Origin of the sequence: Ornithinibacillus scapharcae TW25, from assembly GCF_000190475.1 — a bacterium.
Classification (GTDB): Bacteria; Bacillota; Bacilli; order Bacillales; family Amphibacillaceae; genus Ornithinibacillus; species Ornithinibacillus scapharcae.
On the sequence record NZ_AEWH01000050.1, the window covers coordinates 1 to 26,039 of the forward strand.

Sequence of the window (26,039 nt, forward strand, 5' to 3'; positions counted from 1 at the left end):
GCAAAATCTTAGTAGCTGTTTTTGCAACAGCTTTTATATAATATCATGTCGTTCGTTTATCGTCAACAACTTTTTTAAAAACTTTTTTCATGTAAGTTGCTTCTTAAATTAGCGACTTGATTAATATATCATGTTTGACCGTTTCGTGTCAACAACATTTTCAATATATTTTTATAGAACTTTTGTCGTTAAATAAACAAGGTTATTTAAGCAACGTATTACACTTTATCACGGTAACAACATTATGTCAACACCTAAATTCTATAAAAAATACTCTGTCGCTTAATCATGCATATCGACTGACTCTATATTCACATCATGCAAGGTTTGTTTCTACTATATATGAATATGTACATCTAAATGAAAACGATTCTACTGATAAGATAAATTATGCTATACTATCTTTGTAAAGATTAAGGAGGACAAGTAAGCATGGCTCAACTAGTTTATTCCAGTAAGATTAATAAGATACGTTCATTTGCTCTAATACTGATTTTCGCTGGAATCGGTTTAATGTACATAGGTTTACTTTTAAAGAAAATTGAATGGTTAATGGTAATCTTCTTTCTCCTAGGAGTTATCTCTATAGTACTAAGTACTGTAGTTTATTTTTGGATTGGAATGCTTTCCACCAAAGCCATTCCAATTATTTGTCCATCATGTGAGAAACCTACAAAGATGTTAGGACGTGTGGACGCATGTATGCATTGTAAACAACCATTGACACTAGATAAGAATCTAGAAGGTAAGGAATTTGACGAAAAATATAATTCTCGTAAATACCGCAGAGAACTAAAAGACAACCAAGATAATCAGTAAACAAAAAACATCTGCCTTAAGGTAGATGTTTTTTTCTGCAATAAAATCAAGAAAAGAGGAATTTGCAATGATTCTAGTTATAGATAATTATGATTCATTTACTTTTAATTTGGTTCAGTACCTATATCAACTTAATAAAAAAATAATCGTCAAACGTAATGACGAAATTAGTATAGAAGAAATTCGTGTGATAAATCCAACTCATATACTACTTTCCCCTGGACCTGGTAACCCTGAAACAGCTGGAATCTGCCTTAAGGTTGTACATACACTCTATCAAGAATATCCTATCCTAGGAGTCTGTTTAGGTCATCAAGTCATCGCGCAATCTTTTGGGGGGAATATTGTGAAAGCAAAAGAACCAACCCATGGGAAAGTATCTTTTATAAAGCATGATGGTCAAGGAATGTTTCATGATTTACCTAATCCATTACCAATCACCAGGTACCATTCTCTTATGGTGAGTCATCAGGGTTTACCAGAATGCCTAGAGGTTAGTGCAATAACTGAAGCTGGTGATATCGCTGCAATTAGACATAGAGAATATCAGGTTGAAGGAATACAAGGACATCCAGAAGCGATATTATCAGAAAATGGACCTCAGTTATTAGGAAACTTCTTTCAGGAGAAAGGGGGTTGTATAAATGACATACCTTCAATTTGACTTTCATAAGAAGACAAAGATATTTGCAAGTCCTGACCGGATTATTCAAGCATATACAATAGAAGATGTAATTCCTGCACTAACTGAAGTTCAAGAAGCTGTTCATTTAGGTTATTATGCAGCTGGTTATCTCTCTTATGAATCCGCACCCGCTTTCGAGAATGTGATGGTTGCTCATTCTAATAATAAAATGCCGCTCCTTTGGTTTGGTATTTATTCAGAAGTGAAGATGGGATCAAAATATCATAAAATGGATTCTTTCCATAAATCAAACTGGTATATGGATACTGAAAAGCATCATTATGACAATGCTATCAAGTTTATAAAAAACCAGATCGAGCTAGGGAACACCTACCAGGTTAACTACACCATTCGTATGCATTCTGAATTTAAAGGCGATCCTTTCTCGTATTATCAACAGTTAGCAAATTCACAATCTGCTTATTACAGTGCTTACTTGGATCTCGGGGAACACAAGATACTTTCTGCTTCACCAGAATTATTCTTTCATCTAAAGGAAGGTAAAATCAAAACAAAACCGATGAAAGGTACTATCGCAAGAGGCAAATCCGACATGGAGGATCAAGAAAATAGTAGATGGCTTTATCACTCCGAGAAGAATCGTGCAGAGAATGTGATGATTGTTGATTTACTTCGTAATGATTTAGGTATAATTTCTAAACCTGGTTCCGTAAAGGTGCCTGAGTTATTCTCAATTGAACAATATCCAACCGTCTACCAAATGACCTCAACGGTTACTGGTGAAATTGCTGATAATAAAGATATTGTAGATATTTTTAAAGCACTGTTTCCATGTGGATCTATAACAGGAGCACCAAAAATTAACACGATGAAAATCATCAATCAATTGGAAACCTCACCTCGCGAAGTATACTGTGGTGCAATTGGTTATATTACACCTGATCAGGAAGCAATTTTTAATGTTCCGATTAGAACAGTTATAATCGGCGAAGACGGGAAAGCAAGTTATGGAGTTGGGGGAGGTATTACGTGGGATTCGGATGCAGAGGATGAATATCATGAAGTGTTAACGAAGGCGAAAATTCTCTCTAATAGTAGGAAGGAGTTCCAATTAATTGAAACAATAGGATTAAAAAGCGGGAAGCTGATTGTTTTAGACGAACATTTAGAACGCCTAAAGAATTCCGCAAATTATTTTGGGTTTAAAGTAGATGTTAATAAATTGCGATATGACTTACTAAGACTAGGAGAACAACACAGTGAAGGAGATGGGAAAATCAGAGTACTCCTGGATTCAAACGGCAATATAGTAAAGGAAGTATTACCATTACAGCCCATATCGATTGAAAAACAAAAAGTGTCTCTAGCTAAAATTCCTGTTTGTAAGCAGGATATCTTCCTTTATCATAAAACTACCAATCGTGCAGTTTATGAGCAAAGACTACAAGAAAGCCCGGATGTTTTTGACGTTCTATTATGGAACGAACAGGAAGAAGTAACAGAGTTTACGCGCGGAAATATCGTTGTTGAATTAGATGGTGAACGATACACACCTCCTGTTTCATCGGGGTTATTGGCTGGAACCTATCGAAAATCATTACTTCAACAAGGAAAAATTAAAGAACGTATCATACCCAAGAATCAATTGCCTAGGTATGACCGTATCTGGTTTATTAATAGTGTAAGAGAATGGATAGAAGTTGAGTTCATATAAGAGTACACGAAACAAAAACCCTGTTACATCTAAATGCAACAGGGTTTTCCTTTAATGTCTACTACTTTCTTGTTGTTGACAACTTTCACATGTTCCATATACTTCCATACGATGATGACTTACTTCAAATCCAGTAACCTTCTGTGCTAAGGATTCCACTTCATCTAAAGAAGGATAGTGGAAATCGACAATCTTCCCACAAGATTCACAGATAATGTGGTAGTGATCGGAAAAATTACATTCAAACCGACTGGATGAATCACCATATGTTAATTCACGAACTAAGCCATTTTCACGCAGTACACGTAGGTTATTATAAACAGTCGCGACACTCATATTGGGAAATTTTCCTTCTAGTGCCTTATAGATTTCGTCTGCAGTAGGATGTATAACTGCATTCATTAAATAATCAAGCACCGCATGACGCTGTGGTGTTATTCTTACCCCTGACTCTTTTAGCGTATCAATTGCTTTTTGTAGTCTATTTTCAGCCACGTCATGCACCTCGCTTTCATGGTAATTTCAAAAACTGATACAATTATTAGATTATAATCTTTATAATTAGTTTACGCTTATCCATTGATTCTTGTCAATCTTAGTATATTACTATATAGGAATTATTATAACTTAGCCCACTACTACAGTACCCATCCATATATTAAACATCTGTATTCAATGGTAACTCTTGACCATTCATCGCTTTATTAACATATCGAGCGGCGACAAATAAGAAATCCGATAATCGATTAAGATAAGAAACGACTAATGGGTTAGGTAATTCCTCTACTAATCCTACTGCTAGCCTTTCCGCTCTACGTGTTACTGTTCTCGCAACATGGAGTGCACTAGATGCCGGATGGCCAGATGGCAAGATAAACTGTTTTAATGGTTCTAAGTGCTGGTCCCATGCATCAATTTGCTTCTCTAATTCTTCGATATGTTCTTTCGTTAATTTCCAAGCAACTTCTTTATCAGATGGCGTTGCAAGCTCTGCTCCAACATGAAATAATATCGTTTGGACCCGATGGATTTGTTCTAGAAATCTCTCCTTATCCGCCCAGTTCTCTCCAGCCACTAAACTAGAAGCTAGGCCAATCATAGAGTTTGCTTCATCACAAGTTCCATATGCTTCTACTCGTAAATCATTTTTTGGTACACGTTTTCCATATACTAAAGACGTTAAACCTTTATCACCCGATCTTGTATAAATCCTCACAACTAATACCCCCTCTTTGGATCTACTATATTCTGATAATCCGTTTCACCTTTTTGGAATTTATCCAAGTTATCTTGAAAAATATCAAGTGCTCGCGACATATAGTTAGGTGAGCTACCAGAGATATGTGGTGTCACGGTAATATTAGATTCTTTCCAAAATGGACTATCTGCCGGTAGTGGTTCTTGTTCAAAAACATCTAATATAGCATGTGCTATTTGTTTTTCTTGAATAGCGTATAATAGGACATTGCTGTCTACAAGGTCACCACGTCCAATATTGACAAAGACTGCACTATCTTTCATTCGTATAAAGTGCTCTTCTTTAAGTAAATATCTTGTTTCGTAAGTACTAGGAAGGACCGAAACCAGAAAATCCGCTTCTGGTAATTTCTTATTTAATTCCTCCATTGTATGTACTTCATCAAAGTACTCTACTGGTCTACCGCTTCTGGACACCCCAATTGTTTTCATCTGAAAAGCTTTTGCAATCCGGGCTATCTCCTGACCAATAGCACCAGTTCCAAGTACTACTAATGTCCGACCAAATATTTCATTCGGGCGAACTGACTTATCCCATTTACTATGTTTTTCCGATTCTATAAAATGCTTTTCTTGCCTATACACTTGAAGAAGCATCGAGATCGTATATTCCGCCATCTGGATTTTATGAATACCCCGAGAATTCGTAACGAGAATATTTCTTTCTGCAATTTGTTTAAATGGTAATCTCTCTACACCAGCAGAAAGGACCATAATCCAATTTAAATTAGTTGCTTTAGCCAAATTATCATCATTTAAATCCTCACCATAGGTCACAAGTATAGATGCCTGTCCAAGATGTGCTTCTGCTTGTTCCATACTTTCCGTAAAAATAAACAACTGATTTGGATAGTTTTCTTGTAAAGCCTGTTGATGCTTATCAGATACTTTGGCAGAGAATAATATAGTCAAAACAATGCCCCCTTTGTATTGTTCGAAAAATACCTATCTCCATAATAAACACAATCAAAGAATTCAACAACTGAAAGTGCCAGATATACGATACATGACGTAGTATATCTGGCACTTTTATTACGTTCTACTTTTCAGTGTTTGTTTCGATGCCTGAAATAAGATTTTGGCATCTAATTTATAGGAACAATTTTGTGTGTAATATAAATCATAAGTGATCTTCTTCCCATGATTATCATTAGTAATGCCTTTTATTTGCGCATAACCTGTTATACCAGGTTTTACCTTTAACCGGTTCATCTGGTGTCGATTATAGTAATCTGCTATTTCTGGACGTTCTGGGCTTGGCCCTACTAAGCTCATATCTCCTCGAAGCACATTCCATAATTGTGGAATTTTCTCCAATCCGTATTTTATTAACCAAAGTCCTGTATCTGTATAGGTAACTGTCTTATCTTGGGTTAGTTTGAAATAATCTGGCACACCTTTTTCCCATGTACTTGGAAATGGATATGGCGGCAACCGACGTATAACCCTTGATCCATTGGTCATCGTACGGAACGAAATCATGGTAAAGATACTATTATTTTTGCCTACCCTAAGCTCGCGATAAAAAATCGGATTACCTTCCTTCCTAGCTATCCGGTAGCAAATGAATAGGAAGAGTGGTGCTAGCAGAATCAGTAATACGACACTTAGCAAAAGGTCTAGCATTCTTTTAAAGAAAAAATAAAGATTGATATGAAAAAAGTAATTCGATTTTGATTTAGCAGACTCTAGCATTCCCATATGATATACACCTCTTTTAAGTTGTACATACTTAATTACTTCATATTATTCAAGTTATTGGGTGTATATAACTACGTAACAAAAAAGTAATATTACGTTGCCCTGTCTCATAAGGTATAACCCCTTCTAAATTCCAATAAAAAGACCAAACACTTTAGATTTCCACCTAAAGTGTTTGGTCTTTTTCACTTATACTAGATTTTCACGAATGAACTGTAACGCATCTTCCACATGTCCGTCCACTTTTACTTTTCGGTATTCTTTCTGTAGATTTCCTTCCTTATCGATAATAAAAGTAGAACGTTCCACACCGTAATATTCCTTACCAAAGTTCTTCTTCAACTTCCATACATCATAGGCTTCTGCAACTTCATGATTCTCGTCTGCTAACAGCAAGAATGGTAAGTCATGTTTATTTATAAATTTTTGGTGACTTTCAACTGGATCAGGGCTAATGCCAATAATCACTACATCAAGTTCTGCAAAGCTTTCATGGTTATCACGGAAATCACATGCTTCTGTCGTACAGCCTGGTGTCATATCCTTTGGATAGAAATACAGAACGACATGTTTTCCTTTATAATCTTCTAAACTTACTTCCTTTCCCTCCTGATTCGGAAGTGTGAAGGAAGGAGCTAGTTTTCCTAGTTCGAGACTCATCGTATTACCTCCAAACATTTATGTTACCTTCACTATATCATTACAAAAGCTAAGATTGCTAATCTCTTGCCCTATCCTGTTGATTCGTAACAATTTGAATCACGAAAGCGGTTGGTAACACATAACCAATTAACGCCTCTATTAATGCTATCAGTCTTCCGATTCCAATAGGTGTAATGTCACCATAGCCTATCGTTAACATGGTTACTCCACTGAAATAGAAAGAATGAATCATCGAACCAACTGGATTAACCTGTCTGAGTTCTCCACCCTCTACTAGATAGATACCTTCAAACGATAGAATAAAATAGATTAAACCAAATCCAATAATAACGATTGTATAGGTGATCAATAAAGAGGAGAACATTTCCATCGAAAATCGTCTCTCCTGCATTCGGACTCCTAAAATTTTTCTTTCCCCTAAAACAAAGCCATAGATGCTTCTAGCAATAATATAACTAACTACCAGAACCAATAGCCATGGTATGATTCTCATAATATCTTCCCTTTTCTAAATAGTCATTATTATAGCTTATGCACTTCTTTGTGAGTGCTTGTCATTTTATTTTTTATTCGCATACGGTACAATAGGTATCGGTATTTAGAAAGCAAAGACGCTTTTTTACATAGGAGGAAATGACATGAACTTTTCAAAATCAGAAGCGCTTCATGAAGAAGCACAACAGCATATTGTCGGTGGTGTAAATTCACCTTCACGCGCATATAAGGCGGTAGGTGGTGGTGCACCAGTTTATATGGAACGGGCCAAAGGTGCTTATTTCTGGGATGTTGACGGGAATAAATATATTGATTACCTTGCTGCATATGGTCCGATTATTACCGGTCATGCACATCCACATATCACATCAGCTATCCAAAAAGCTGCTGAGAACGGGGTGCTATACGGTACTCCTACACCACTTGAAAATAAATTCGCCAAAATGCTGAAAGAAGCTATTCCATCATTGGAGAAAGTCCGCTTCACCAATTCCGGCACAGAAGCTGTTATGACAACCATTCGTGTTGCAAGAGCATATACTGGCCGTACAAAAGTAATTAAATTTGCTGGAAGCTATCATGGACATTTTGACGCGGTACTAGTTCAAGCTGGTTCTGGACCTTCAACATTAGGTACTCCAGACTCTGCCGGTATCCCAGAATCTGTTGCTCAAGATGTTATCACTGTCCCATTTAATGATATTGAAGCATACAAACATGCTTTAGATCATTGGGGTGACCAAGTTGCTTGTGTTCTCGTTGAACCGATTGTTGGTAACTTCGGAATAGTTGAACCAAAAGAAGGTTTCCTACAAGCTGTTAATGACTTAACTCATGAATACGGGGCACTAGTAATCTATGATGAGGTCATTACTGCTTTCCGCTTCACTTATGGAAGTGCGCAAAAGGTGTATGGAATCGAGCCAGATATGACTGCTATGGGTAAAATTATCGGTGGTGGACTGCCAATCGGTGCTTATGGTGGTCGTAAAGATATTATGGAACAAGTTGCTCCATTAGGACCTGCATACCAGGCTGGTACAATGGCTGGAAATCCAGCATCCATGGCTTCTGGAATTGCTTGCTTAGAAGTACTGAAGCAAGATGGTGTATATGAAAAACTTGATCAATTAGGAGAACGCTTGGAAAAGGGCATCTGGGAAAAGGCAAAAGAACATGGTATCACCATTTCCATTAACAGATTACGAGGTGCTCTAACTGTTTACTTTGGAAGCGATGATAAAGTTACAGATTATGCTGGGGCCGAAAATAGTGATGGTGAATTATTCGGTAAGTTCTTCAAACTAATGTTAAACCAAGGTATTAACCTTGCTCCATCTAAATATGAAGCTTGGTTTATCACGACCGAGCATACGGAAGCTGATATTGACCAAACAATTGAAGCTGTAGGTCATGCGTTTGAGGAAATGAGTAAATAATCCATTATTGGTAAACAAAAAGGTTACGTTGCAGATGATAACGTAACCTTTTGTTATTTAGTTAATCAGCGGAATCAAATAATCAAATGTTTTTCCTTCCATACTAGTATATCTCTCTAGTTTATTAGCTTCAGGACGAAGACCATACCGAATAACCATTTGTAGATAGGAAAAACAAAGAAGTGAATCTTCAACATTGCAATCATACTTTATTGCGAATATAGTAGGTGGTAGCTCTTCATATCGTAAGCCAACAATTCCTCTCATACAATGCTTGTCTAAAATTTCGAATCCAACTTCCCCTATTATTTTATTTCCATTGATACGTTCTGTTCTAACATAAACTTCTTTCGAATGTTGAATTCCTATTTCATCCAGCCTTTTTCTCGTTATCTGGAAACAATCTTTAAAAGGATGTGGTTTCCTTTCTACCTCAAATTTTTCCCATATGAAGCTTTTGGGCTTTTCCCATTTTGATAACATAATGGTTGGAGGTTCTTCTGGACTTAATCCTCTTATATAACTCCTAGCTGCAGTAAGTACCTTTAATTGTTTATCTAATTCTAATTTCCATCCATCCAACAGGAGATTTCTTTCTGAAAAAGTAGCTTCTTGAAATTGTTTAATTTCCTGAATCTTTATGTTAGCCTGCCTTAGCGAATCTATCATTTTTGCATCGTATATCTGTTCGATTGAATAGGCTCTATATCCATTTTCTAACCTAGCGGAAGGTACTAAAACTCCTTTTTTATCATAAAATCGTAATCTACTAGGAGATAGTCCAGTCCTTTTTGAAAAATTTTGAATGGTAAGGTGCATATATACCTCCATTGAACTTAATTAGATTTATATGACCAAACATTTATCCGATTATGATCTGGATCATAGAAATGGAACCCGCCCCAGCCATTTATTGGATCACCTGCTATCTCAGAAGGTTTTATTCCACTTTTTATTAGTTTGTTATATTCTTCAAAGAAAGTCTCTGGGCGTATATCATAATACGTTCTTGCTTTATTATCGTTTGGAATATTTACGGACTGTGAACTGCTCAATAACCAAATATTATCGAGAAAACGTTCACCTAGAACATTTCTGTCATATGCATCCTCAGTTTGTAAATGAGCATAACCATTATCCTCACTAATTTCAACAATTTCAAATCCTAAATAGTTCTCATACCATTTAGCAGAGATTGCAGGGTCTTTCACATGAATAATGGTATTCACCTTTCCAAAACCAATAATTCCAGAAGCAGGGTATACGTTATCATCACCTTCATTCGGTTCCTCTACAATCGTTAATTTTGTTTTATCAAAGGCTATTATTTCACAAAACCTTTGTCCATTTGGTAATTGTTTTGTTTCTGTGAGCTGTACATCTACTCCTTCCAGATATTTTTGTGTCTTATGTAAATCATACGTTACAAAAACTAATTTAACATTCCCCTCTACCTCTGATGGCTCGAAATGTTCGTATTCCCCTTCAAAAGATTTAATTGTAACCATGCCAGACCTTGGAAGTTTCATAAATGCCTTTCTACCAACCCAAGTAGTAATTCGATCTACACAATCCCACCCTAAAATATCTTGATACCATTGAACCCCTATTTCAAATTTTTCTGGATCAACCATGATAAATCCTCCATCCCAACGATACATACAAACACTCCCTATGAATTTATTTACAACTAAAATAATAAAGGTTAAACCTAGTTTAAGGTCAATACATTTTATACTATTTTAAAAATTATATTATTAAAATAGTATACTATATTATGTTCAGCATTTAACATGCTATAATTTACATATAAAAGGAAATTGTTTCCACCTCAAACAATTGGAGGGAAATTTATGGTGATACAAGATGACAAGAAATTAAGTAAGATTGCTTTCTATGTAATTCAAAAGCTTTCTGCCGCTGGTTTGCTAATTAGTATCTTTGCAATTTTTATCCTGACTTCTAGTATGGAATTATATGATTTTAGTGAAAGTATGTCTTACTGGTTTTTGTGGACAATGATATTTGGATATGGAATACTTTCTTCCATGGTTATTGACTGTGTAAAGATTATATTTCACAATGTACCAGTATTCATAGAAATACTTCTATATTTAATAGCAGGTTTTGTACCTTTTATTTTCATCATGGAACCTCCATACATCCTATTCGCTGGGGGTGTTGGGTCCTTTAGTGCGCTACTATTTCTAGCTGGCCTTCAATTTATAAAACGCAAAGTAACGAAGGTATTATTTGCTTTTATCATTCCGATAACCTTCCTAGTTATGGCAAACATTGATTTTACCTCTAAACAGAATTGGCGTGAGGAAACTACAGATTCTTCTTATAGCGTAACTTTCGATTACTTTAACGGAAAACACCATATACCAATTGAAGCTAAGTCCGGAGAGAAAATCATCTTTTCTGTGGACTTCACCAATGTAAACTATGGTGGATATGGATATTCCATACTTAATGAAAACAAGGATTTAATTGGTATGGTAGAACATACAGAGAATAGAGGAACAGCAATTGTACCTGAAGACGGAATATACTTTATCGAGATTAGAGGAGATAACCTGAAAGGAAAAATAGAAGTTGATTGGAAAAGACATAGATAATGCATATCTGTACAATAAGTAAAGCCGCCTAGAAATCATTTCTTAGGCGGCTTTTATTTTAATTACTTTGTTCTTTCTTATGAGCTAGGTAAATCTTTTTAGAGATTAATGTCTGAATAATTACCATTACACCTCCAACTGTCCAATACAACGGTAAGGCAGCCAATGTGTTCCATGATATAATACCAATCATGATTGGTGACATTAATCCAAGCAAAGCCATTTGCTTTTTCATTTTTGGATCTAGTCCAATTTGCGAAACCTTATATTGGATAAAATAAACCAACACAGCAATTCCCACTAGCAATAAGTCTGTCTCTCCAAGGTTAAACCATAAAAAGGCATGGCTAGCAATTTCCGGTGTTTGGCGAATAGCTAAATAAAATCCTATTAAAAAAGGAAACTGAATTAACATCGGTAAACAGCCACTGAGGGAAGCAAATGGATTAAAGTTATGCTTTTGATAAAATTGCATCAGTTCCTGTTGCATTGCTTTTTGGGATTCAGGATCTTTTTTATCCTTATACTTAGCTTGAATCTTATCCATTTCTGGTTTTAGTTCTTTCATCTTATCTTGAACTACCAGACTATTTTTCGATTGTTTTATCATAAATGGCATGATGATTATCCGAAGTAGAATCGTAATGATAATAATCGATAGTCCATAATTATCATTAAAAAATACAGCTATACTTTTGATAAGAGCGGAAAAGCTATCAACAAATATTGAATCGAACCATCCAGATGATTCTGTTGAACTCCCTCCTGAACATCCAGCTAGAAGTATCGTTAAAATAAAAGTTCCAAATAGACTCGTTCTCTTAAAGCGTGTGAATACAGATTTTTTTTGCATGTTGTTCCTCCTCGTTTTTTCAATAAGCGTTTAAAAAACGAGAAAGATGCTTCTTCTTCATCATCTGGTACTTCCACACGCTTGGCTATTACTGCTAACCAATTACGTTTTTCTACCATTTCTATGTTTGCATCTTGAATTGGTACGTGAATTCTTTCCAGCCTTTGTAGTCTTATATCAAACTTTCTTTTGGAATAGATTTCAAATTGTGATACGTAACGAATCAAACAAAAACCAGAAAATAAAATACTTACGTACATATATACCGGGGTTAAATCGGTAAGGAAATCATATAAAAATTCCAGTAACATCTGTATTCACCCCCTTTGACGTTCAATATATTTTATATACGATGATGAACCAATAAAGGTTTCACTTTAATCATCTAAATGTTGAACTTGATACAAGTCGTAATAGCTGCCTTTCTTCTCCATTAACTCATTATGGGAACCAACTTCTGTGATTTCGCCATTTTCAATGACGACAATTCTATCCGCATGGGTAATGGTCGCAAGTCTATGTGCCACAATAAACGTTGTCCGATCTGAAGCAAGCTTTTCCATTGCTTCTTGAATCATATGTTCACTTTCTAAATCAAGTGCTGATGTAGCTTCATCAAAGATTAAGACTGGTGGGTTCTTTAAGAATACACGAGCAATGGCAACACGCTGTTTCTGTCCCCCGGAAAGTTTTACACCACGTTCGCCAACTAATGTATGATATCCTTCAGGCAATTCCATGATGAAATCATGGGCATTAGCTGCTTTAGCCGCTTCGATCACTTCTTCATCAGTGGCTTCAGGATTTCCCATACGAATGTTCATAGCCACGGTATCTCCAAATAAAATATTATCTTGTAATACCATTCCTATATTGTCCCGAAGTGAATGCAATTGAAAATCTCTTATATCAATACCGTCTAGTTTAATGGAACCACCAGTTACATCATAGAAACGTGGTATTAGACTTATTAGTGTCGATTTTCCTCCACCACTCATTCCAACAAAAGCAATGGTCTCCCCCTGCTTCACATTTAGATTGATATGTTTTAGTACATCTAGCCCGTCATCATACTGGAATGAAACATCTTGAAAATGAATCTCTCCATTAACTCGTTCAGGTTTAATTGCAGTTGGTTTATCAACAATGTCATATGGCTCGTTCATAAACTCAAACACACGGTCAATCGATGCAATAGATTGCACTAGTACAGTTGAGGAGTTAATTAATCTTCTGAGCGGACTATATACTCTCTCTAAATAGGCAAAAAAAGCAACCATGGTTCCAAGTGTTAGGTTTCCACTTATTACTTGGTAACCCGAGTAAGTGATGACTAGTAATGGTGCAAGATCTGTAATAGTATTAGTTGCTGCGAATGTTTTAGCATTCCAAATCGTATGTTCAATCGCTTTATCTAAAAACTTTTTATTTTGCTGATTAAAGTGAATTTGTTCATGTTCCTCTAAAGCAAAACTTTTAGTGACAGAGATTCCTTGGACACGTTCGTGTAAATGTCCTTGTACTTCGGCTAGTGCTTGTGAGCGTTCCTTGGTAAGAGATCGCAACCTCCCAAAGAAGTATTTAATAGTGAATCCAAATAGCGGAAATAGGATAATAGAAACAATTGATAGCCAAAAGTCCATCGACATCATGATCCCAATTGCGATTAATATCGTAATTAAGTCGAGCCAAATGTTCATTAACCCTGTAATAACGAAATTCTTAGTTTGTTCGACATCATTTATTACCCGGGAAATTATTTCGCCGGTTTTTGTCGTTGAGTAATACCTTAAGCTCAATTTTTGCATATGTTCAAACAGCCTAGCCCTTATATCATAAAGGATTTTATTGCCGACCCATTGAGCAAGGTACTGTCGAATATATTCAATTGGCGGGCGTAAAATAAGGAATACGAGAAATGATATACCCATTATCCAAAACAGATGGGTTATTTTTTCTTCACTATTCCATGTATCATGTCCAATTATGTCATCTATTACATATTTTAAAATCAATGGTATCAATAAAGGTATAGCAAATTTGATAATACCGATAATAATTGTCCAGAAAATCTTCCATTTATACGGTTTTACGTATTCCATGTACTGTTTAATACTACTCATTTACATCAACTTTCTATCTGTTTTTTGCTAGCTATATTATTCCCTATGCACCCTTTATATTTCCTCATGTTGAGGAAAGTTCCCATACTGTCCACCTGTTAAAAAAGTAAAAGCCTTGCTACACTTGTAACAAGGTTAGAGCTTCTCCACTACCACCGATAGGTCAAGAACCGTTCATACCACTGATCAACAAATCCAGGGGAAAAAGGTCCTTTACGTTGTTGAACCCATCGTTGCAAATCCGAAATATTATTATACAAAATCCTATCTAATACTCCTGGATATTTCATTTCATCACGATGAATCTCGTATTCATCTTCATCTAATAAATCATAAGTCATATCTGGATAGACTTTTAAATCTAGATCATAATCGATATACTTGATGGAATTTTCTTCATACACGAATGGCGAGCTGATATTGCAGTAATAATGGATTCCATCGTCTCGAAGCATTCCAATTACATTAAACCAGTGTTTTGCATGAAAATAACAAATGGCAGGTTCTCTTGTTATCCAAGTTCTCCCATCACTTTCTTGAACTACTGTTTTATCATTTGCCCCGATTACAACCTGTTCTGTTCCTTTTAACACAATTGTACTTTCCCATGTACGGTGCAAATTCCCATTGTGTTTATAGCTTTGTATTTTTATATTTGTTCCAGCGTTCGGAGCAACCATTAAATCCCTTCCCATTCTATTATGAGACGTTCGTTTCGAATGTCTAATTTGCACTATGTAGATATGGTTTTCATTTATATTTGTCTACAAATAACGACATTATTGTCCAATTGTTTTTATCTATTATAAGGGGAAAATATTAAAATATAAAGAGTTATGCAACTAAATATACCTAAAATAACAAAAAGAAGAGCTCCCGGGAGAAAGGGAGCTCTTCCATAATTCGAGGGTAGGTAGTTTATTTTTTCTTAGCCTGAGATTGTTGGTTTTGCTGTCTTACTTCTTGTACATTTGTTTCAGAAGCAAATTCTGTACCAAATTGACCTTGACCAGCTTGAGACTGAGCGTTTTGCTTTCTTACTTCTTGTACATTTGTTTCAGAAGCAAATTCTGTACCAAACTGACCTTGTCCAGCTTGAGACTGAGCGTTTTGTTGTCTTACTTCTTGTACATTTGTTTCAGAAGCAAACTCTGTACCAAACTGACCTTGTCCAGCTTTGGACTGAGCATTTTGTTGCTTAACTTCTTGAATGTTAGTTCCCGCAACAGTTTTGTTAGCGTTTTTAGCCATTGTTATCACCTCCGACAGTTATAATTTCTCCATTTAGCAAGTTGTTATCCTCTTTATTTAATATGAAAAACTAGCATTTAATGGAAAACTATGGAAGTGAGGTTCCTTACAAATACTGCATCATCTTTTGATGAGAAACAGGAAATGGATATGCCGCTAGCTCTTTGTCATCCACAAACTTTAATTTACCCTCGGGAATTTCCTGTTCGCCATTTAAAACTGCTTGGTATATATCCAGTTCCCAGGTAATATGAGAAAACACATGTTTTAGTGCACCACTCTTTTGTCCAAGTATGATGTTAAGATTATAGGCCGATGAAAACCAGCTTTCCACCAAGTCTATAGCCAAATCCTCTGTGGGTACCATTGGAAACTGAAAAAGGTTAGCTAATAATCCTTCCTCTGGCCTTTTTTCAATCGCAATTTTTCCGTTCTCGTTTCGAAGGAGAAGAACGACATATTTCATTTTTTTATTCTTTTTGCCCTTTGATTTAATTGGTAGTTGTTGTTCGACACCCAATTCAAAGGCTTGGCAATGTTCTTTAACTGGACAAATTAAACAAGCAGGTGATTTTGGCGTACAAATTGTAGCACCCAAATCCATAATAGCTTGATTAAATGCTGAAGGATCTTCATGAGATATTACTTCTCTTGTAATGGTTTCAAACAATTTCTTTGTCTTTGGTTGCGCAATATCTTCATCGACATTCATCACACGCGAGAAAACTCGCATCACATTACCATCCACAGCTGGTTCTGGCTGATTAAAGGCAATGGAAAGTATTGCCCCTTTTGTGTAGGAACCAATCCCTTTTAACTTTTCTAATTCTTTTGGAGAATTCGGGACCTGACCCCCGTATTGTTCAACTACTTCCCTTACAGCATATTGAAGGTTTCGAGCTCGGGAATAATAGCCTAATCCTTCCCATGCCTTTAAAACTTCTTGTTCTTCTGCTGCTGCTAAATCATAAACCGTAGGAAACTTCTTGAGAAAGTTATAAAAATATGGGATAACCGTGTCCACTTTTGTTTGTTGGAGCATGATTTCAGAAACCCATATTTTATATGGATCTTGGTCCTTTCTCCAAGGCAAATCTCGCTTATTTGCTTCGTACCAATCAAGCAAGTCCGATTGAAACTTAGAAATATTAAAATTCTGTAACGTTCTATTATAATCCGTCATATAAACACTTCCTTTATGGTACACTAAGTACACACTTAAAAACATGGAGGAGGTTTCCTCCACCTAACAACTTCTATATTAAAATACTTAGGAGGAATTCAATTAATGGATACTGGAACCCACATCGTTATGGGGGTTGCAATTGCAGGCCTATCCACATTGGATCCGGTAGTCGCTAATGACCCAGTATTATTCAATGCTGTTTTAGTAGGTACCGTTTTAGGCTCCCATGCACCTGATTTTGATACGATTCTAAAATTACGGAACAACGCAACCTATATTAGACATCATCGCGGGGTAACCCACTCTGTCCCAGCAGTGATATTCTGGGGAGTGTTAATTGCCAGTTTAATTCATCTATTTGTTCCTACCGTTGATTTCTGGCATTTATGGGGCTGGATTGCTTTTGCAGTGGTACTCCATGTTTTTGTAGACATTTTTAATGCCTATGGAACGCAAGCATATCGCCCTTTCACAAATAAGTGGGTAGCTCACGGATTTATAAACACATTTGACCCGTATATTTTCACACTGCACTTGGCTGGGATTGTTGCTTGGATATTAGGTGCGCATCCAGGATATACTTGGCTTACCATCTATGCAGTAATCTTATTATATTACATCAAACGCTATATGGATAAGAAAGAGATTGTGAATAGTATCAAGGAATATTTTCCGGACACCTGTGAAGTAGCAACATCTCCTACCATCAAACAAAATTACTGGAGAGTCGCCATTACAACAAGTGACCGATTCTATGTAGGAACAGTAGTAAACGGACATATTGAAATTGTCGACGAGTTTAAAAAGATTCCACTTCCTAAATCGCCGATAATCGATATTGCTACAAAAGATAAAAATATCTCTGCTTTCTTATCGTTCTCTCCCGTTTATAGATGGGAAATAAATGAATTCGATGACTATACGGAAGTTCGTTTTATTGATTTGCGTTACCGTTCGAAAACTTTTTACCCATTTGTTGCAGTTGTGCAAATCAACCCTGACATGGAAATTATCAGCTCCTATACAGGGTGGATATTTTCAGAACACAAATTGCAAAGTAAGCTATATGTTGGAGATAATTTAGTATAAATGAGTTCGAAACAGACAAAAAACTAGAGAGGCTATTTGCGCTTCTCTAGTTTTTTTTCCAGAATTCAATCTCATCTTTACTTGTTATCCAACTTTTACTTGTTCTGAAGCTTTCTTTTTTGAAGACTTCACATTGGGATTGGTGCTGTTTTTTGTAAAGAATGAGCTAATAAACCCTAATACAGCTATTGCTGTAATGAAATAGAAGGCAAACTTTACTCCAGCTGCAAGTACCTCTCCTTCAGAAGCACCAGGAAAATCAGTCATATGACCATTTTGCCCCATAGTAAAAATGGTCATTGCAATGGCGGTACCAGTTGCACCAGCAACCTGATTCAATGTGTTCATCGCAGCTGAACCGTCTGCATACATATGGCGTGGCAATTCGTTCATGGCATTTGTCTGTGAAGGCATTGTAACCATGGTTAAACCAACAAATAATATCATAAAGGCAACTACTATTTGCCATACAGGTGTTGTAGAAGAAATTACAGTTACAAACATGATATTTCCTAATATAACGAATACCGAACCTATCATGACAAAATAACGCGCGCCCCATTTATCAAATAAAGTACCAACGATTGGAGATAAAATAAGATTAACCGCATTACCTGGTAGTAGCATAAGTCCAGCAGCTGCTGCACTTAGTAATAATACATCTTTTAAATATAATGGTAATAAAATTGCTGTGGATAAAATGACTAATATACTTAAAAACATCATGAATGTTCCTAATGTAAACATTGGATATTTAAACACACGTAAATTGATCATTGGTTCTTCCATCTTGAATTGGCGAACGCCAAATAATATAAGTGCAACAATTCCTGCTAAAAGTGGTGCCCATACTATTGTAGCCGTGATGGATTCTTCAGCCATTGTACTAAATGCATAAATGATTCCACCGAATCCTATTGTTGATAATAAAATTGATAAGATATCGATTTTTGGTTTTGTATTTTCCGATACATTTGAAATTACCATGATAGCTCCAATTACTAAAAACACATATAGTACGGCACTAATCCAAAATATAAATGGCCATCCTAGTGTCGAAATAATTACCCCTGAAAGAGTTGGTCCTACAGCCGGGGCAGTAGTGATTACTAAACCTACGATCCCCATGACTACTCCCCGCTTTTGAATAGGGAATATTAGCAATACAACCGTAAGCATGATTGGAAGAATAAGACCTGTACCAACGGCTTGTACTATCCGACCTGCTAGTAACATTGGGAAGTTAATCGATAATGCTGCTAGTATTGCTCCAGCAAGTGATATAACTATCCCACTGATTACTAATTGTCTCGTCGTAAACCATTTCATAATTAGTGCTGTTATTGGTACTAGAATACCTAATGTTAATAAATACCCTGTTGTAAGCCACTGGGCTGTAGCAGGTTTAATTGTAAATTCATCCATGATATTGGTTAATGCCATATTTAACGCTGTTTCTCCAAATAATCCTAAAAAAGCACCTAACATTAATATAAATGCCATTGCCTTAGGTTTTCTAACTTGAATTTGTGTTTCCATAACTTCTCCTTCTAACAACCTAAACTAACCTTGGTAAAACCTGTGTAATATTTATTAACGGATCACTCGATTGTATTGTTGAGCTAAGCATAATGGCTCCTTCAATACTAGCTGTCATCAGCCATGACATGGAATTAGCTTCATCTGTGGATATACCATCCTCTTGTAATTTAATAGAATAAATCTTCTGTATTTCCGCATAAAGACTCGAACAGGCAGTACGAACAGGTTCACTCATAGAATCCATCCCGCTTACGATGCTACTAAATGTATAACCGGTAATCGTACCTTTTTGGTTAAAGTCGACTACTAATTTCTCTATCATCGCTTCGGCTGCTTCTTGAGTAGTTTGATGTTTTTTAAATATTTCTTTGATGCTTTTCGTAATCGCCTCATTCATGGTGTTTAGACAAGCGATTAATAATTCCTCTTTTCCATTTGGAAAGTGATAATAGAGTGCACCTTTTGTCAGATTACATGATTTTAGAATTTCACTTATGCCTACACCCTGATATCCTTTTTGTTGAAAAAGATTCGTCGCTATTTCGATTATTTGCGATCTAGTATCCATTTCCGTAGCACACCTCCACATACCGACCGGTTTGTTTACTATACCAAAAATTTTTACAGGATTTCTAGTGTTTTTTTTATTAATTTTTAGGAGTTTTCCATAAATCCCATAACCATCATGATTAAAACGATTACACTGTTCGTGTTTTAAATAAAACAAAAAGAGCTAGTTTTAGAAACTCGCTCTTCCCCAAAAATGTTTATTGTTCTAATTTTTTTCCAAGCAAAGAGATTGGAATAGCTTCTTCCTTCTCATAAACTTCATCAAGTAGATTAATTCGATGTCCCCAAGCAAAAACACCTTCTAAATAGTTGATTTTAAATCGGTGACCAGGGTCATGTCGAAATTCGTACGTACTACCTGGTCTAAAGTCTCCAGGATTTAATGTATATGCTAGAGCTAACTGCATCTTTCGTTCGTATATTTCAACTTCACTAATATTTCCTAACTGCTCAGCTTTTTGTGCTTTCTCTTTAAATTCAGCAACTAGGTTAAGTAATTGTTCCACAGATAAATCACTATACCGATAGTTCATGTGCTAGTCCCCCTTCAACTCACTTTACATTTTATCAACAATCGTGGACAATTAAAATGATTACACATGAAAAATTGACAAAAGGTGGTACTAGATTTATGCCTACAGTTGCGATTACAGGTGCTGGAACTGGTCTTGGTAAAGCATTAGCATTAGAATATGCCGAAAATGGCTATAAAGTATATTTATTAGGAAGAAGAAACGATCCTTTACAACTCGTACAGCATCAAATATCCCAAAAAGGGGGACAAGCAGAGGTTGTACTATGTGATGTAAGAGAAATAGCATCGGTTCAAATCGCGTTCCAACGTATCGGAGAATTAAACGTCTTCATTAACAATGCTGGGATTGGTACATTTGGCCCTGTCGATAAATATTCCGTGGAGGATATTGATCACATTTTAGACACCAATGTGAAAGGAACCATACTTACGGTACAATCTGCCCTTCCGTTAATTCGTGAAAGTAATGGAAGAATTTTAACAATCATCTCCACTGCTGGATTACGTGGTAAAGTGAATGAATCGCTATATTGTGCTAGCAAATTTGCTGTACGCGGGTTCACTGAATCCTTACAACAAGAATATGCCAATGAAGATTTCACCATAACTGCAGTATATATGGGTGGTATGAACACACCATTTTGGAATAACACTAGTCATGTTGATGATCCATCTCGTCTTAAAGGACCTGATGTTGTGGCCAAACAAATTTTCGCAGAAGATGATGGTCGTAAGGAAATTGTCATTGATCGATAGAATTAGGGGATGCGCTTTTAGATGAGCGTGTCTTTTTTTTGTGCTGTGATTGTGAGTTATCCAGGGTTTTCTTCAAGCCAGGGTATATGTTCTTTCCGCGGGGACTATGTTCTCCATACCCAGAACAATACTTTCTGGATAAGGGATTCTCCACACCTAGGATCTTGTTCTCCGGCTACAACACTATATTTTGCTGGCAGTCTACAATGCCCCATAATCTTCTCCCTATACTTCCCGCTCTAATCCCCTGCAACATCCTCTATAAACTTATTAATCAAGTCAATTTGAAATCCCTTCCTGTACAAGGCTTCCTTTACTTTCATATTCAATTCATATCCATTGTATTTAGAAGAATATTTTCTAAAAAACTTCTCCCCTTGGTATACCACTGATTCCCATTCTGCAGAATCATCCCGATTATCGGATACAGATGCTAGAACGTCGCTTATTACATCTGAAGTAAAACCTTTTTGCATTAAGGTTATCCTTAGTTGTTCCAGTTTCTTATTAAATGAATCCTTTTTGCTTGAGCCTAGTTTTTTATTAACCCATTTCAATGCTTTTTCAAATTGTGTATCATAGGTATATAGAGCAATAGCGTTATCAGCAATATTAGCTGATACTCCTTTTTCTATTAACTCTCGTTTAACTAATTGAGGTCCTTTGGATGTAGTATTAATTCTTGTATTGGTAAAAGCTTCGGCAAACTGTTCATCGTTGATTAAACCCTCTCGCGTTAGTCGGTCAATAATAACATCAATATGCTCATGCTCTACTTCTTTCTTTACCAGATAATCATAGATTTCTTTCCTAGTTCGCATACGGTAACTTAAGTAATTGATTGCGGATAAATATGATTTTTGTATCGTATCTTTCTGAATTAAGAGCTCGACCGTTGCTTGATCTAACTCAAGACCCTTGCGTAGTCCAAATTCTACCAAAATTGCTTCATCAACACTAAAGGCATAGCGATCACTTTCACCCTCGACTACATAAATATTGTATCGTTGATTACTTTTTTTCTGTGTAGTAATTCGACTAATCCTTGTTAGCAACTTCTTCACTCCTTTTGTCCATCATACATGATATATAAAAATTAGATTACCAGAATAGAGGCGATTTTTCATGAATTACCTTATAACAGGCGGAACTGGATTTATTGGAAAAGAGCTAGTTAAAAAGCTAACTTCCCAGCTGCACCATGTATACATCTTAACACGAACTCCATCAATCTACTTTAACTCAGAATTCGTAACTTATCTTAGCTTTAACGAAATCAATAATCTACCGAAACTCGATGCGATTATTAATCTCGCAGGTGAGTCAATCTTCGGGTATTGGACTCAGAAGAAAAAACAGAGAATATTAAAAAGCAGATTAGAAATTACACAATTGTTAATTGAGTATATGAAAAAATTAGAGCAACGACCAAGTGTTTTTATTAGCAGTTCGGGAATTAGTTACTATGGTTTTTCCGATGAAGAAATATTTACCGAGGCAACCACTACTCCTGGGAATGATTTTTTAGCGAATGTCGTTATGGATTGGGAGAGCATCGCAAACCAAGCAGAGGCATTAGGAGTTAGAACCGTACTTACTCGTTTTGGTTTGATTTTAGGAAGTAATGGCGGTGCACTTCCCCTCATGTCTCTTCCTTCAAAATTGTTTGTCGGTGGTCCACTTGGAAAGGGCGAACAGTGGACATCCTGGATTCATATTGATGATGTAGTTGAATTGTTAGTATTCGCTATCCAAAATCCTAAGATTACTGGAGTGCTAAACGTTACCGCACCAAAACCTATTCGGAATAAGGATTTTAATCAAATCTTAGCAAATACCTTGAATCGCCCATATTGGTTTCCAACGCCAAGTCTTTTAATTAGAGTTGCAACTGGAGAAATGAGTCAACTCGTATTAAAAGGTCAATATGTACTACCAAATAAAGCACTTGAGAATGGTTTTACGTTTACTTATCCAACGTTGGAAAGCGCGCTGGAACAGTGTTTTCCCCATGTAAAGAAATTTTAACTTTTTTGTCGATTATTTTGTAAAAAAAGTAGTTCCATTTTGAAGAAAAACATAGTATTATATGTATTGTTACAAATGACAAGTCAAAAAATCAAATAGGGAAGGCAAATGGTGCGCCACCAGTTTTACTGGTTCTAGTGGGTTCGATTCCCACCCCGAATTTTTGTTGATCTTAATAAAAATTCGCGGGTAGGGCTTCCTACTAGTTTCCTATGTTTACGGAACCCTCCTGCGCAAATAAGGAGGGTTTTTTATGCTAAAGAAGCGTGATTTACATGAGGTGCCAGTATTGTTTGAACTGATGTCACACCCAGAAGTATTTCCATATGTAAGACACAAAGCATCTACAACAGATGAGTTTTATTTCCTTACGAAGAAAACAATTGAAGCAGAAGAAAATGGTGAGTTAATCTCTAGGACGATTCTAGATGAATACCAGCAGCCAATCGGTACCATAAACCTATTTGATATCGAAGAAAATCACGGTTTTTTGGCAACTTGGATTGGCCAACCTTATTTTGGAAAAGGATATAACAGACTGGCTAAGGAGCAATTCTTTGATGAGTTATTCTACACTCATGGTATCGAAACGATCTTCATGAAAGTTAGAAAAACCAACATCCGTTCCACGAAAGCCGTCCTTAAACTTCCTTATGTTGCGCTTGGCAACACTATTTACCCAGAAATCTACCAAAAAGTGAATCAATCCGAAGAAATTTACGATATTTTTGCGATTTCAAAAGAACATTATCTTTCTTATCAACAATTTGCCACTATTAAAGCAGATGCTGATAATGAAGTAGTATAATATTGTTTAAATATGACAGGTTTGGTTATCCTAAACAGTAGAGTAATCCTTGGGGTTGCATACCCCCTACCTACGTTAAAAAGTGAGGGATAATTATGTCAAAGGAAAAACGCGAAGTCAGGGATAAGTATTTAAATAAAACACAAGAGGTCCTTTACCAAAAGGAATTCAAACGTGCAGATCGTGCAAGACAGCGAACAGATCGAAGCTAAATGCTTCGGTCTTTTTTTTTTGGCAGTTAACGGAAATATCTAATATAACATCCATAATTTATTAACACTTATCTGTTAGTAACTATTCACAACCGCCTGTGGATATTGTGGATAAAAACTATTAATCCTATTCTTAAAGCCTAAGGGTTGTGGACAAATATGTGATTTAATATGCTATTGACTTCTTGTTCTAACTGTTATACTATGAATATAACAGTTAGAACAATGAAAGGGGTGTACGATATGCTTATTAATTTAGATTTCGAATCCGATGAACCAATTTATCAACAGCTAGTTCATCAAATTATTGATGGCATTGCTCGAAAAGAATTGCAACCTGGCGATAGTTTACCCTCTGTACGCTCGCTTGCTTCTGATATCGGCATCAACCTTCATACCGTAAATAAAGCCTATCAACAATTAAAACAAGAAGGTTTTATCCAGATTCACCGACAAAAGGGTGTTGTTATTCATCCAGAGGGCGTTCCTAAGGCTGATGAAGATTATAAGAAACGACTTATCCACCATTTACGCCCTTATGTTGCAGAATCTATCTGCCGTGAAGTTAGTGAGGCAGAATTTGTCGAACTTTGTAAATCGATTTATAAAACTTATCAAGGAGGTCACTCGTAGATGAATATGATCCTTTTATTTACCATTTTACTTCCAGCATTTATCTCAACTATGTTTATCCCCTACTGGACAAGAAGAACAGAAAGCTTTGGTGTAACAATCCCAGAAGCAATCTATTATACCGACAAGCTTAAGCAATTGAGAAAGCGCTATGTATCAATAACAGGATTAGCTAGTATAATCGTGGCTATTCTATTCTTTCTGTTTAACTCGTTCCATTATAATGACAATGTAATTGCCATCCTTTTTTCCGCTCTTATATTTCTGTATATCCTGGCAACATTTTTCGTTTATCTATACTTTCACCAAGTAATGAAAAGGTTAAAGCTGCGTGAAAACTGGGGAAAGGAAAAGTCTCAGCAAGTATTTGTATCAACAGATTTCCGAAAACAAAAACTCACGCATTCAAATCTTTGGTTTGGAGTATCATTTCTTATTACATTTGCTACTATCGCTATTACACTTAGATACTTTGATCATATTCCTAATCAAATTCCAATTCAATATAACTTTGATGGTCTAGTTACGAACTGGGCAACAAAGTCCGTTCGTTCAGCACTCGCTATGCCAATAATAAGTCTATACTTAAGCCTATTATTTATGTTTTTAAACGCAATGATTGCCAAAGCAAAACAACAAATAAGTGCTGAGAAACCTGAAGAGTCCATGCAACAAAATATTGTTTTTCGAAGAAGATGGTCTGCCTATTTAATTGGTACTGGAATAGGCGTTACCTTACTATTCTCATTCATTCAACTAACCATTATTTTCTCTATAAATTCGCAGTTAATTAATTTAGTTACAGCAATATTTGTCATTGTATTAGTAGGTTGGGCGATTATTCTGTCCATTACGACCGGACAGGGTGGAAGTCGTGTTAAAGTTGCAACTGGTTCAAATGGAGAAATAATAGACCGTGATGATGATAAGCACTGGAAACTTGGTATGTTTTACTTTAATAAGCAAGATCCTGCAATGTTTTTAGAAAAACGCTTTGGAGTTGGTTGGACAATTAATTTGGCAAGACCACTAGCTTGGATTATCTTTATTGTGATTATTTTATTAGCGGTTGGAATACCCACACTTCTTGGCATTTAA

30 protein-coding genes are annotated in these 26,039 nt (G+C 36.0%); 12 read left to right on the plus strand and 18 right to left on the minus strand.

Annotation, left to right across the window (positions count from 1 at the left end):
- The first annotated feature begins 432 nt into the window (after positions 1–432).
- From G5W_RS0112555 to pabB, 3 genes are all read left to right on the plus strand, one after another.
- On the plus strand, positions 433–819 hold the full coding sequence (locus G5W_RS0112555) for a YgzB family protein (protein ID WP_010097145.1): 387 nt from the start codon (positions 433–435) through the stop codon (positions 817–819).
- A gap of 67 nt (positions 820–886) precedes the next feature.
- On the plus strand, positions 887–1,483 hold the full coding sequence (locus tag G5W_RS0112560) for an anthranilate synthase component II (protein ID WP_010097147.1): 597 nt from the start codon (positions 887–889) through the stop codon (positions 1,481–1,483).
- Positions 1,464–3,179, plus strand: coding sequence for an aminodeoxychorismate synthase component I (pabB, locus tag G5W_RS0112565; protein WP_010097148.1), 1,716 nt, complete (start codon positions 1,464–1,466; stop codon positions 3,177–3,179). The genes G5W_RS0112560 and pabB overlap by 20 nt, the downstream gene beginning before the upstream one ends.
- A gap of 51 nt (positions 3,180–3,230) precedes the next feature.
- On the opposite strand, the gene perR is transcribed toward pabB, so the two are convergent.
- From perR to G5W_RS0112595, 6 genes are all read right to left on the minus strand, one after another.
- Positions 3,231–3,674 (minus strand): peroxide-responsive transcriptional repressor PerR, encoded by a 444-nt coding sequence (gene perR, locus G5W_RS0112570; RefSeq protein ID WP_010097149.1) that lies wholly within the window; start codon positions 3,672–3,674, stop codon positions 3,231–3,233.
- A gap of 163 nt (positions 3,675–3,837) precedes the next feature.
- The gene (locus G5W_RS0112575) at positions 3,838–4,395 is read right to left on the minus strand and encodes a cob(I)yrinic acid a,c-diamide adenosyltransferase (protein ID WP_010097150.1); all 558 of its coding nucleotides are present in this window, start codon (positions 4,393–4,395) and stop codon (positions 3,838–3,840) included.
- A gap of 2 nt (positions 4,396–4,397) precedes the next feature.
- Positions 4,398–5,348 (minus strand): D-2-hydroxyacid dehydrogenase, encoded by a 951-nt coding sequence (locus tag G5W_RS0112580; protein WP_010097151.1) that lies wholly within the window; start codon positions 5,346–5,348, stop codon positions 4,398–4,400.
- A gap of 120 nt (positions 5,349–5,468) precedes the next feature.
- Complete coding sequence (locus G5W_RS0112585) at positions 5,469–6,137, minus strand: sugar transferase (RefSeq protein WP_010097152.1); 669 nt, start codon at positions 6,135–6,137, stop codon at positions 5,469–5,471.
- 189 nt (positions 6,138–6,326) lie between these two features.
- Positions 6,327–6,797, minus strand: a complete 471-nt coding sequence (gene bcp, locus G5W_RS0112590) for a thioredoxin-dependent thiol peroxidase (protein ID WP_010097153.1) — start codon at positions 6,795–6,797, stop codon at positions 6,327–6,329.
- Positions 6,798–6,855: 58 nt separating this feature from the next.
- Positions 6,856–7,293: a potassium channel family protein gene (locus G5W_RS0112595; protein ID WP_010097155.1), complete on the minus strand. Its 438-nt coding sequence runs from the start codon at positions 7,291–7,293 to the stop codon at positions 6,856–6,858.
- Positions 7,294–7,438: 145 nt separating this feature from the next.
- Here G5W_RS0112595 and G5W_RS0112600 point away from each other — a divergent pair, with 145 nt between their 5' ends.
- Positions 7,439–8,734 (plus strand): glutamate-1-semialdehyde 2,1-aminomutase, encoded by a 1,296-nt coding sequence (locus G5W_RS0112600; RefSeq protein WP_010097157.1) that lies wholly within the window; start codon positions 7,439–7,441, stop codon positions 8,732–8,734.
- 57 nt (positions 8,735–8,791) lie between these two features.
- Here G5W_RS0112600 and G5W_RS0112605 read toward each other — a convergent pair whose 3' ends face one another.
- Both G5W_RS0112605 and G5W_RS0112610 read right to left on the minus strand, forming a co-directional pair.
- On the minus strand, positions 8,792–9,553 hold the full coding sequence (locus G5W_RS0112605) for a MerR family transcriptional regulator (protein ID WP_010097158.1): 762 nt from the start codon (positions 9,551–9,553) through the stop codon (positions 8,792–8,794).
- Between the two features lie 17 nt (positions 9,554–9,570).
- Positions 9,571–10,395, minus strand: coding sequence for a VOC family protein (locus G5W_RS0112610; RefSeq protein WP_010097159.1), 825 nt, complete (start codon positions 10,393–10,395; stop codon positions 9,571–9,573).
- Positions 10,396–10,587: 192 nt separating this feature from the next.
- Between G5W_RS0112610 and G5W_RS0112615 the strand changes: the two genes are divergently transcribed.
- Positions 10,588–11,355, plus strand: a complete 768-nt coding sequence (locus G5W_RS0112615; RefSeq protein WP_010097160.1) for a hypothetical protein — start codon at positions 10,588–10,590, stop codon at positions 11,353–11,355.
- Positions 11,356–11,413: 58 nt separating this feature from the next.
- Here G5W_RS0112615 and yidC read toward each other — a convergent pair whose 3' ends face one another.
- The 6 genes from yidC to mutY form a co-directional block, all read right to left on the minus strand.
- Positions 11,414–12,208, minus strand: coding sequence for a membrane protein insertase YidC (yidC, locus tag G5W_RS0112620; RefSeq protein WP_010097161.1), 795 nt, complete (start codon positions 12,206–12,208; stop codon positions 11,414–11,416).
- Positions 12,145–12,519 carry a hypothetical protein gene (locus G5W_RS0112625; protein WP_010097163.1) on the minus strand — a complete coding sequence of 125 codons (375 nt, stop codon included), beginning with the start codon at positions 12,517–12,519 and terminating at the stop codon, positions 12,145–12,147. Before G5W_RS0112625 ends, yidC begins: the two co-directional genes overlap by 64 nt.
- 66 nt (positions 12,520–12,585) lie before the next feature.
- A complete protein-coding gene (locus G5W_RS0112630; RefSeq protein WP_010097165.1) occupies positions 12,586–14,331 on the minus strand; it encodes an ABC transporter ATP-binding protein in 1,746 nt (581 codons plus the stop codon).
- A gap of 149 nt (positions 14,332–14,480) precedes the next feature.
- A complete protein-coding gene (gene ntdP, locus G5W_RS0112640) occupies positions 14,481–15,011 on the minus strand; it encodes a nucleoside tri-diphosphate phosphatase (RefSeq protein ID WP_010097167.1) in 531 nt (176 codons plus the stop codon).
- 238 nt (positions 15,012–15,249) lie between these two features.
- On the minus strand, positions 15,250–15,582 hold the full coding sequence (locus G5W_RS0112645) for a gamma-type small acid-soluble spore protein (protein WP_010097169.1): 333 nt from the start codon (positions 15,580–15,582) through the stop codon (positions 15,250–15,252).
- A 106-nt stretch (positions 15,583–15,688) separates the two neighbouring features.
- Positions 15,689–16,765, minus strand: coding sequence for an A/G-specific adenine glycosylase (gene mutY, locus G5W_RS0112650; protein WP_029191120.1), 1,077 nt, complete (start codon positions 16,763–16,765; stop codon positions 15,689–15,691).
- 105 nt (positions 16,766–16,870) lie between these two features.
- Between mutY and G5W_RS0112655 the strand changes: the two genes are divergently transcribed.
- Positions 16,871–17,857, plus strand: coding sequence for a metal-dependent hydrolase (locus G5W_RS0112655; RefSeq protein WP_010097171.1), 987 nt, complete (start codon positions 16,871–16,873; stop codon positions 17,855–17,857).
- An 84-nt stretch (positions 17,858–17,941) separates the two neighbouring features.
- Here the strand turns inward: G5W_RS0112655 and G5W_RS0112660 are convergent, their stop codons facing one another.
- The 3 genes from G5W_RS0112660 to G5W_RS0112670 form a co-directional block, all read right to left on the minus strand.
- Complete coding sequence (locus tag G5W_RS0112660) at positions 17,942–19,396, minus strand: DHA2 family efflux MFS transporter permease subunit (protein ID WP_010097172.1); 1,455 nt, start codon at positions 19,394–19,396, stop codon at positions 17,942–17,944.
- A 19-nt stretch (positions 19,397–19,415) separates the two neighbouring features.
- Positions 19,416–19,967: a TetR/AcrR family transcriptional regulator gene (locus G5W_RS0112665; protein WP_010097173.1), complete on the minus strand. Its 552-nt coding sequence runs from the start codon at positions 19,965–19,967 to the stop codon at positions 19,416–19,418.
- Positions 19,968–20,166: 199 nt separating this feature from the next.
- Positions 20,167–20,502, minus strand: coding sequence for a YfhH family protein (locus G5W_RS0112670; protein ID WP_010097174.1), 336 nt, complete (start codon positions 20,500–20,502; stop codon positions 20,167–20,169).
- Positions 20,503–20,600: 98 nt separating this feature from the next.
- Here G5W_RS0112670 and G5W_RS0112675 point away from each other — a divergent pair, with 98 nt between their 5' ends.
- Positions 20,601–21,260: an SDR family NAD(P)-dependent oxidoreductase gene (locus tag G5W_RS0112675; protein WP_010097176.1), complete on the plus strand. Its 660-nt coding sequence runs from the start codon at positions 20,601–20,603 to the stop codon at positions 21,258–21,260.
- A gap of 239 nt (positions 21,261–21,499) precedes the next feature.
- Here G5W_RS0112675 and recX read toward each other — a convergent pair whose 3' ends face one another.
- Entirely contained in the window at positions 21,500–22,315 is an 816-nt protein-coding gene (recX, locus tag G5W_RS0112680) for a recombination regulator RecX (protein WP_010097178.1), read from the minus strand.
- 70 nt (positions 22,316–22,385) lie between these two features.
- Here recX and G5W_RS0112685 point away from each other — a divergent pair, with 70 nt between their 5' ends.
- The 5 genes from G5W_RS0112685 to G5W_RS0112705 all read left to right on the plus strand — a co-directional run bounded on the left by G5W_RS0112685 (position 22,386) and on the right by G5W_RS0112705 (position 26,039).
- On the plus strand, positions 22,386–23,288 hold the full coding sequence (locus G5W_RS0112685; RefSeq protein WP_010097180.1) for a TIGR01777 family oxidoreductase: 903 nt from the start codon (positions 22,386–22,388) through the stop codon (positions 23,286–23,288).
- 253 nt (positions 23,289–23,541) lie between these two features.
- Entirely contained in the window at positions 23,542–24,096 is a 555-nt protein-coding gene (locus tag G5W_RS0112690; protein WP_010097181.1) for a GNAT family N-acetyltransferase, read from the plus strand.
- Positions 24,097–24,191: 95 nt separating this feature from the next.
- On the plus strand, positions 24,192–24,308 hold the full coding sequence (locus tag G5W_RS23340; RefSeq protein ID WP_010097182.1) for a YfhE family protein: 117 nt from the start codon (positions 24,192–24,194) through the stop codon (positions 24,306–24,308).
- 243 nt (positions 24,309–24,551) lie between these two features.
- Entirely contained in the window at positions 24,552–24,941 is a 390-nt protein-coding gene (locus G5W_RS0112700; protein ID WP_010097183.1) for a GntR family transcriptional regulator, read from the plus strand.
- Positions 24,942–26,039 (plus strand): DUF1648 domain-containing protein, encoded by a 1,098-nt coding sequence (locus G5W_RS0112705; protein ID WP_010097184.1) that lies wholly within the window; start codon positions 24,942–24,944, stop codon positions 26,037–26,039.

Excerpts from the sequence above, each read along its gene's own strand:
- G5W_RS0112555 (WP_010097145.1), top strand. The coding sequence starts at position 433 with ATGGCTCAACTAGTTTATTCCAGTAAGATTAATAAGATACGTTCATTT.
- G5W_RS0112560 (WP_010097147.1), top strand. The coding sequence starts at position 887 with ATGATTCTAGTTATAGATAATTATGATTCATTTACTTTTAATTTGGTT.
- pabB (WP_010097148.1), top strand. The coding sequence starts at position 1,464 with ATGACATACCTTCAATTTGACTTTCATAAGAAGACAAAGATATTTGCA.
- G5W_RS0112585 (WP_010097152.1), bottom strand. The coding sequence starts at position 6,137 with ATGGGAATGCTAGAGTCTGCTAAATCAAAATCGAATTACTTTTTTCAT.
- bcp (WP_010097153.1), bottom strand. The coding sequence starts at position 6,797 with ATGAGTCTCGAACTAGGAAAACTAGCTCCTTCCTTCACACTTCCGAAT.
- G5W_RS0112595 (WP_010097155.1), bottom strand. The coding sequence starts at position 7,293 with ATGAGAATCATACCATGGCTATTGGTTCTGGTAGTTAGTTATATTATT.
- G5W_RS0112600 (WP_010097157.1), top strand. The coding sequence starts at position 7,439 with ATGAACTTTTCAAAATCAGAAGCGCTTCATGAAGAAGCACAACAGCAT.
- G5W_RS0112605 (WP_010097158.1), bottom strand. The coding sequence starts at position 9,553 with ATGCACCTTACCATTCAAAATTTTTCAAAAAGGACTGGACTATCTCCT.
- G5W_RS0112610 (WP_010097159.1), bottom strand. The coding sequence starts at position 10,395 with ATGTATCGTTGGGATGGAGGATTTATCATGGTTGATCCAGAAAAATTT.
- G5W_RS0112615 (WP_010097160.1), top strand. The coding sequence starts at position 10,588 with ATGGTGATACAAGATGACAAGAAATTAAGTAAGATTGCTTTCTATGTA.
- yidC (WP_010097161.1), bottom strand. The coding sequence starts at position 12,208 with ATGCAAAAAAAATCTGTATTCACACGCTTTAAGAGAACGAGTCTATTT.
- G5W_RS0112625 (WP_010097163.1), bottom strand. The coding sequence starts at position 12,519 with ATGTTACTGGAATTTTTATATGATTTCCTTACCGATTTAACCCCGGTA.
- G5W_RS0112630 (WP_010097165.1), bottom strand. The coding sequence starts at position 14,331 with ATGAGTAGTATTAAACAGTACATGGAATACGTAAAACCGTATAAATGG.
- ntdP (WP_010097167.1), bottom strand. The coding sequence starts at position 15,011 with ATGGTTGCTCCGAACGCTGGAACAAATATAAAAATACAAAGCTATAAA.
- G5W_RS0112645 (WP_010097169.1), bottom strand. The coding sequence starts at position 15,582 with ATGGCTAAAAACGCTAACAAAACTGTTGCGGGAACTAACATTCAAGAA.
- mutY (WP_029191120.1), bottom strand. The coding sequence starts at position 16,765 with ATGACGGATTATAATAGAACGTTACAGAATTTTAATATTTCTAAGTTT.
- G5W_RS0112655 (WP_010097171.1), top strand. The coding sequence starts at position 16,871 with ATGGATACTGGAACCCACATCGTTATGGGGGTTGCAATTGCAGGCCTA.
- G5W_RS0112660 (WP_010097172.1), bottom strand. The coding sequence starts at position 19,396 with ATGGAAACACAAATTCAAGTTAGAAAACCTAAGGCAATGGCATTTATA.
- G5W_RS0112665 (WP_010097173.1), bottom strand. The coding sequence starts at position 19,967 with ATGGATACTAGATCGCAAATAATCGAAATAGCGACGAATCTTTTTCAA.
- G5W_RS0112670 (WP_010097174.1), bottom strand. The coding sequence starts at position 20,502 with ATGAACTATCGGTATAGTGATTTATCTGTGGAACAATTACTTAACCTA.
- G5W_RS0112675 (WP_010097176.1), top strand. The coding sequence starts at position 20,601 with ATGCCTACAGTTGCGATTACAGGTGCTGGAACTGGTCTTGGTAAAGCA.
- G5W_RS0112685 (WP_010097180.1), top strand. The coding sequence starts at position 22,386 with ATGAATTACCTTATAACAGGCGGAACTGGATTTATTGGAAAAGAGCTA.
- G5W_RS0112690 (WP_010097181.1), top strand. The coding sequence starts at position 23,542 with ATGCTAAAGAAGCGTGATTTACATGAGGTGCCAGTATTGTTTGAACTG.
- G5W_RS23340 (WP_010097182.1), top strand. The coding sequence starts at position 24,192 with ATGTCAAAGGAAAAACGCGAAGTCAGGGATAAGTATTTAAATAAAACA.
- G5W_RS0112700 (WP_010097183.1), top strand. The coding sequence starts at position 24,552 with ATGCTTATTAATTTAGATTTCGAATCCGATGAACCAATTTATCAACAG.
- G5W_RS0112705 (WP_010097184.1), top strand. The coding sequence starts at position 24,942 with ATGAATATGATCCTTTTATTTACCATTTTACTTCCAGCATTTATCTCA.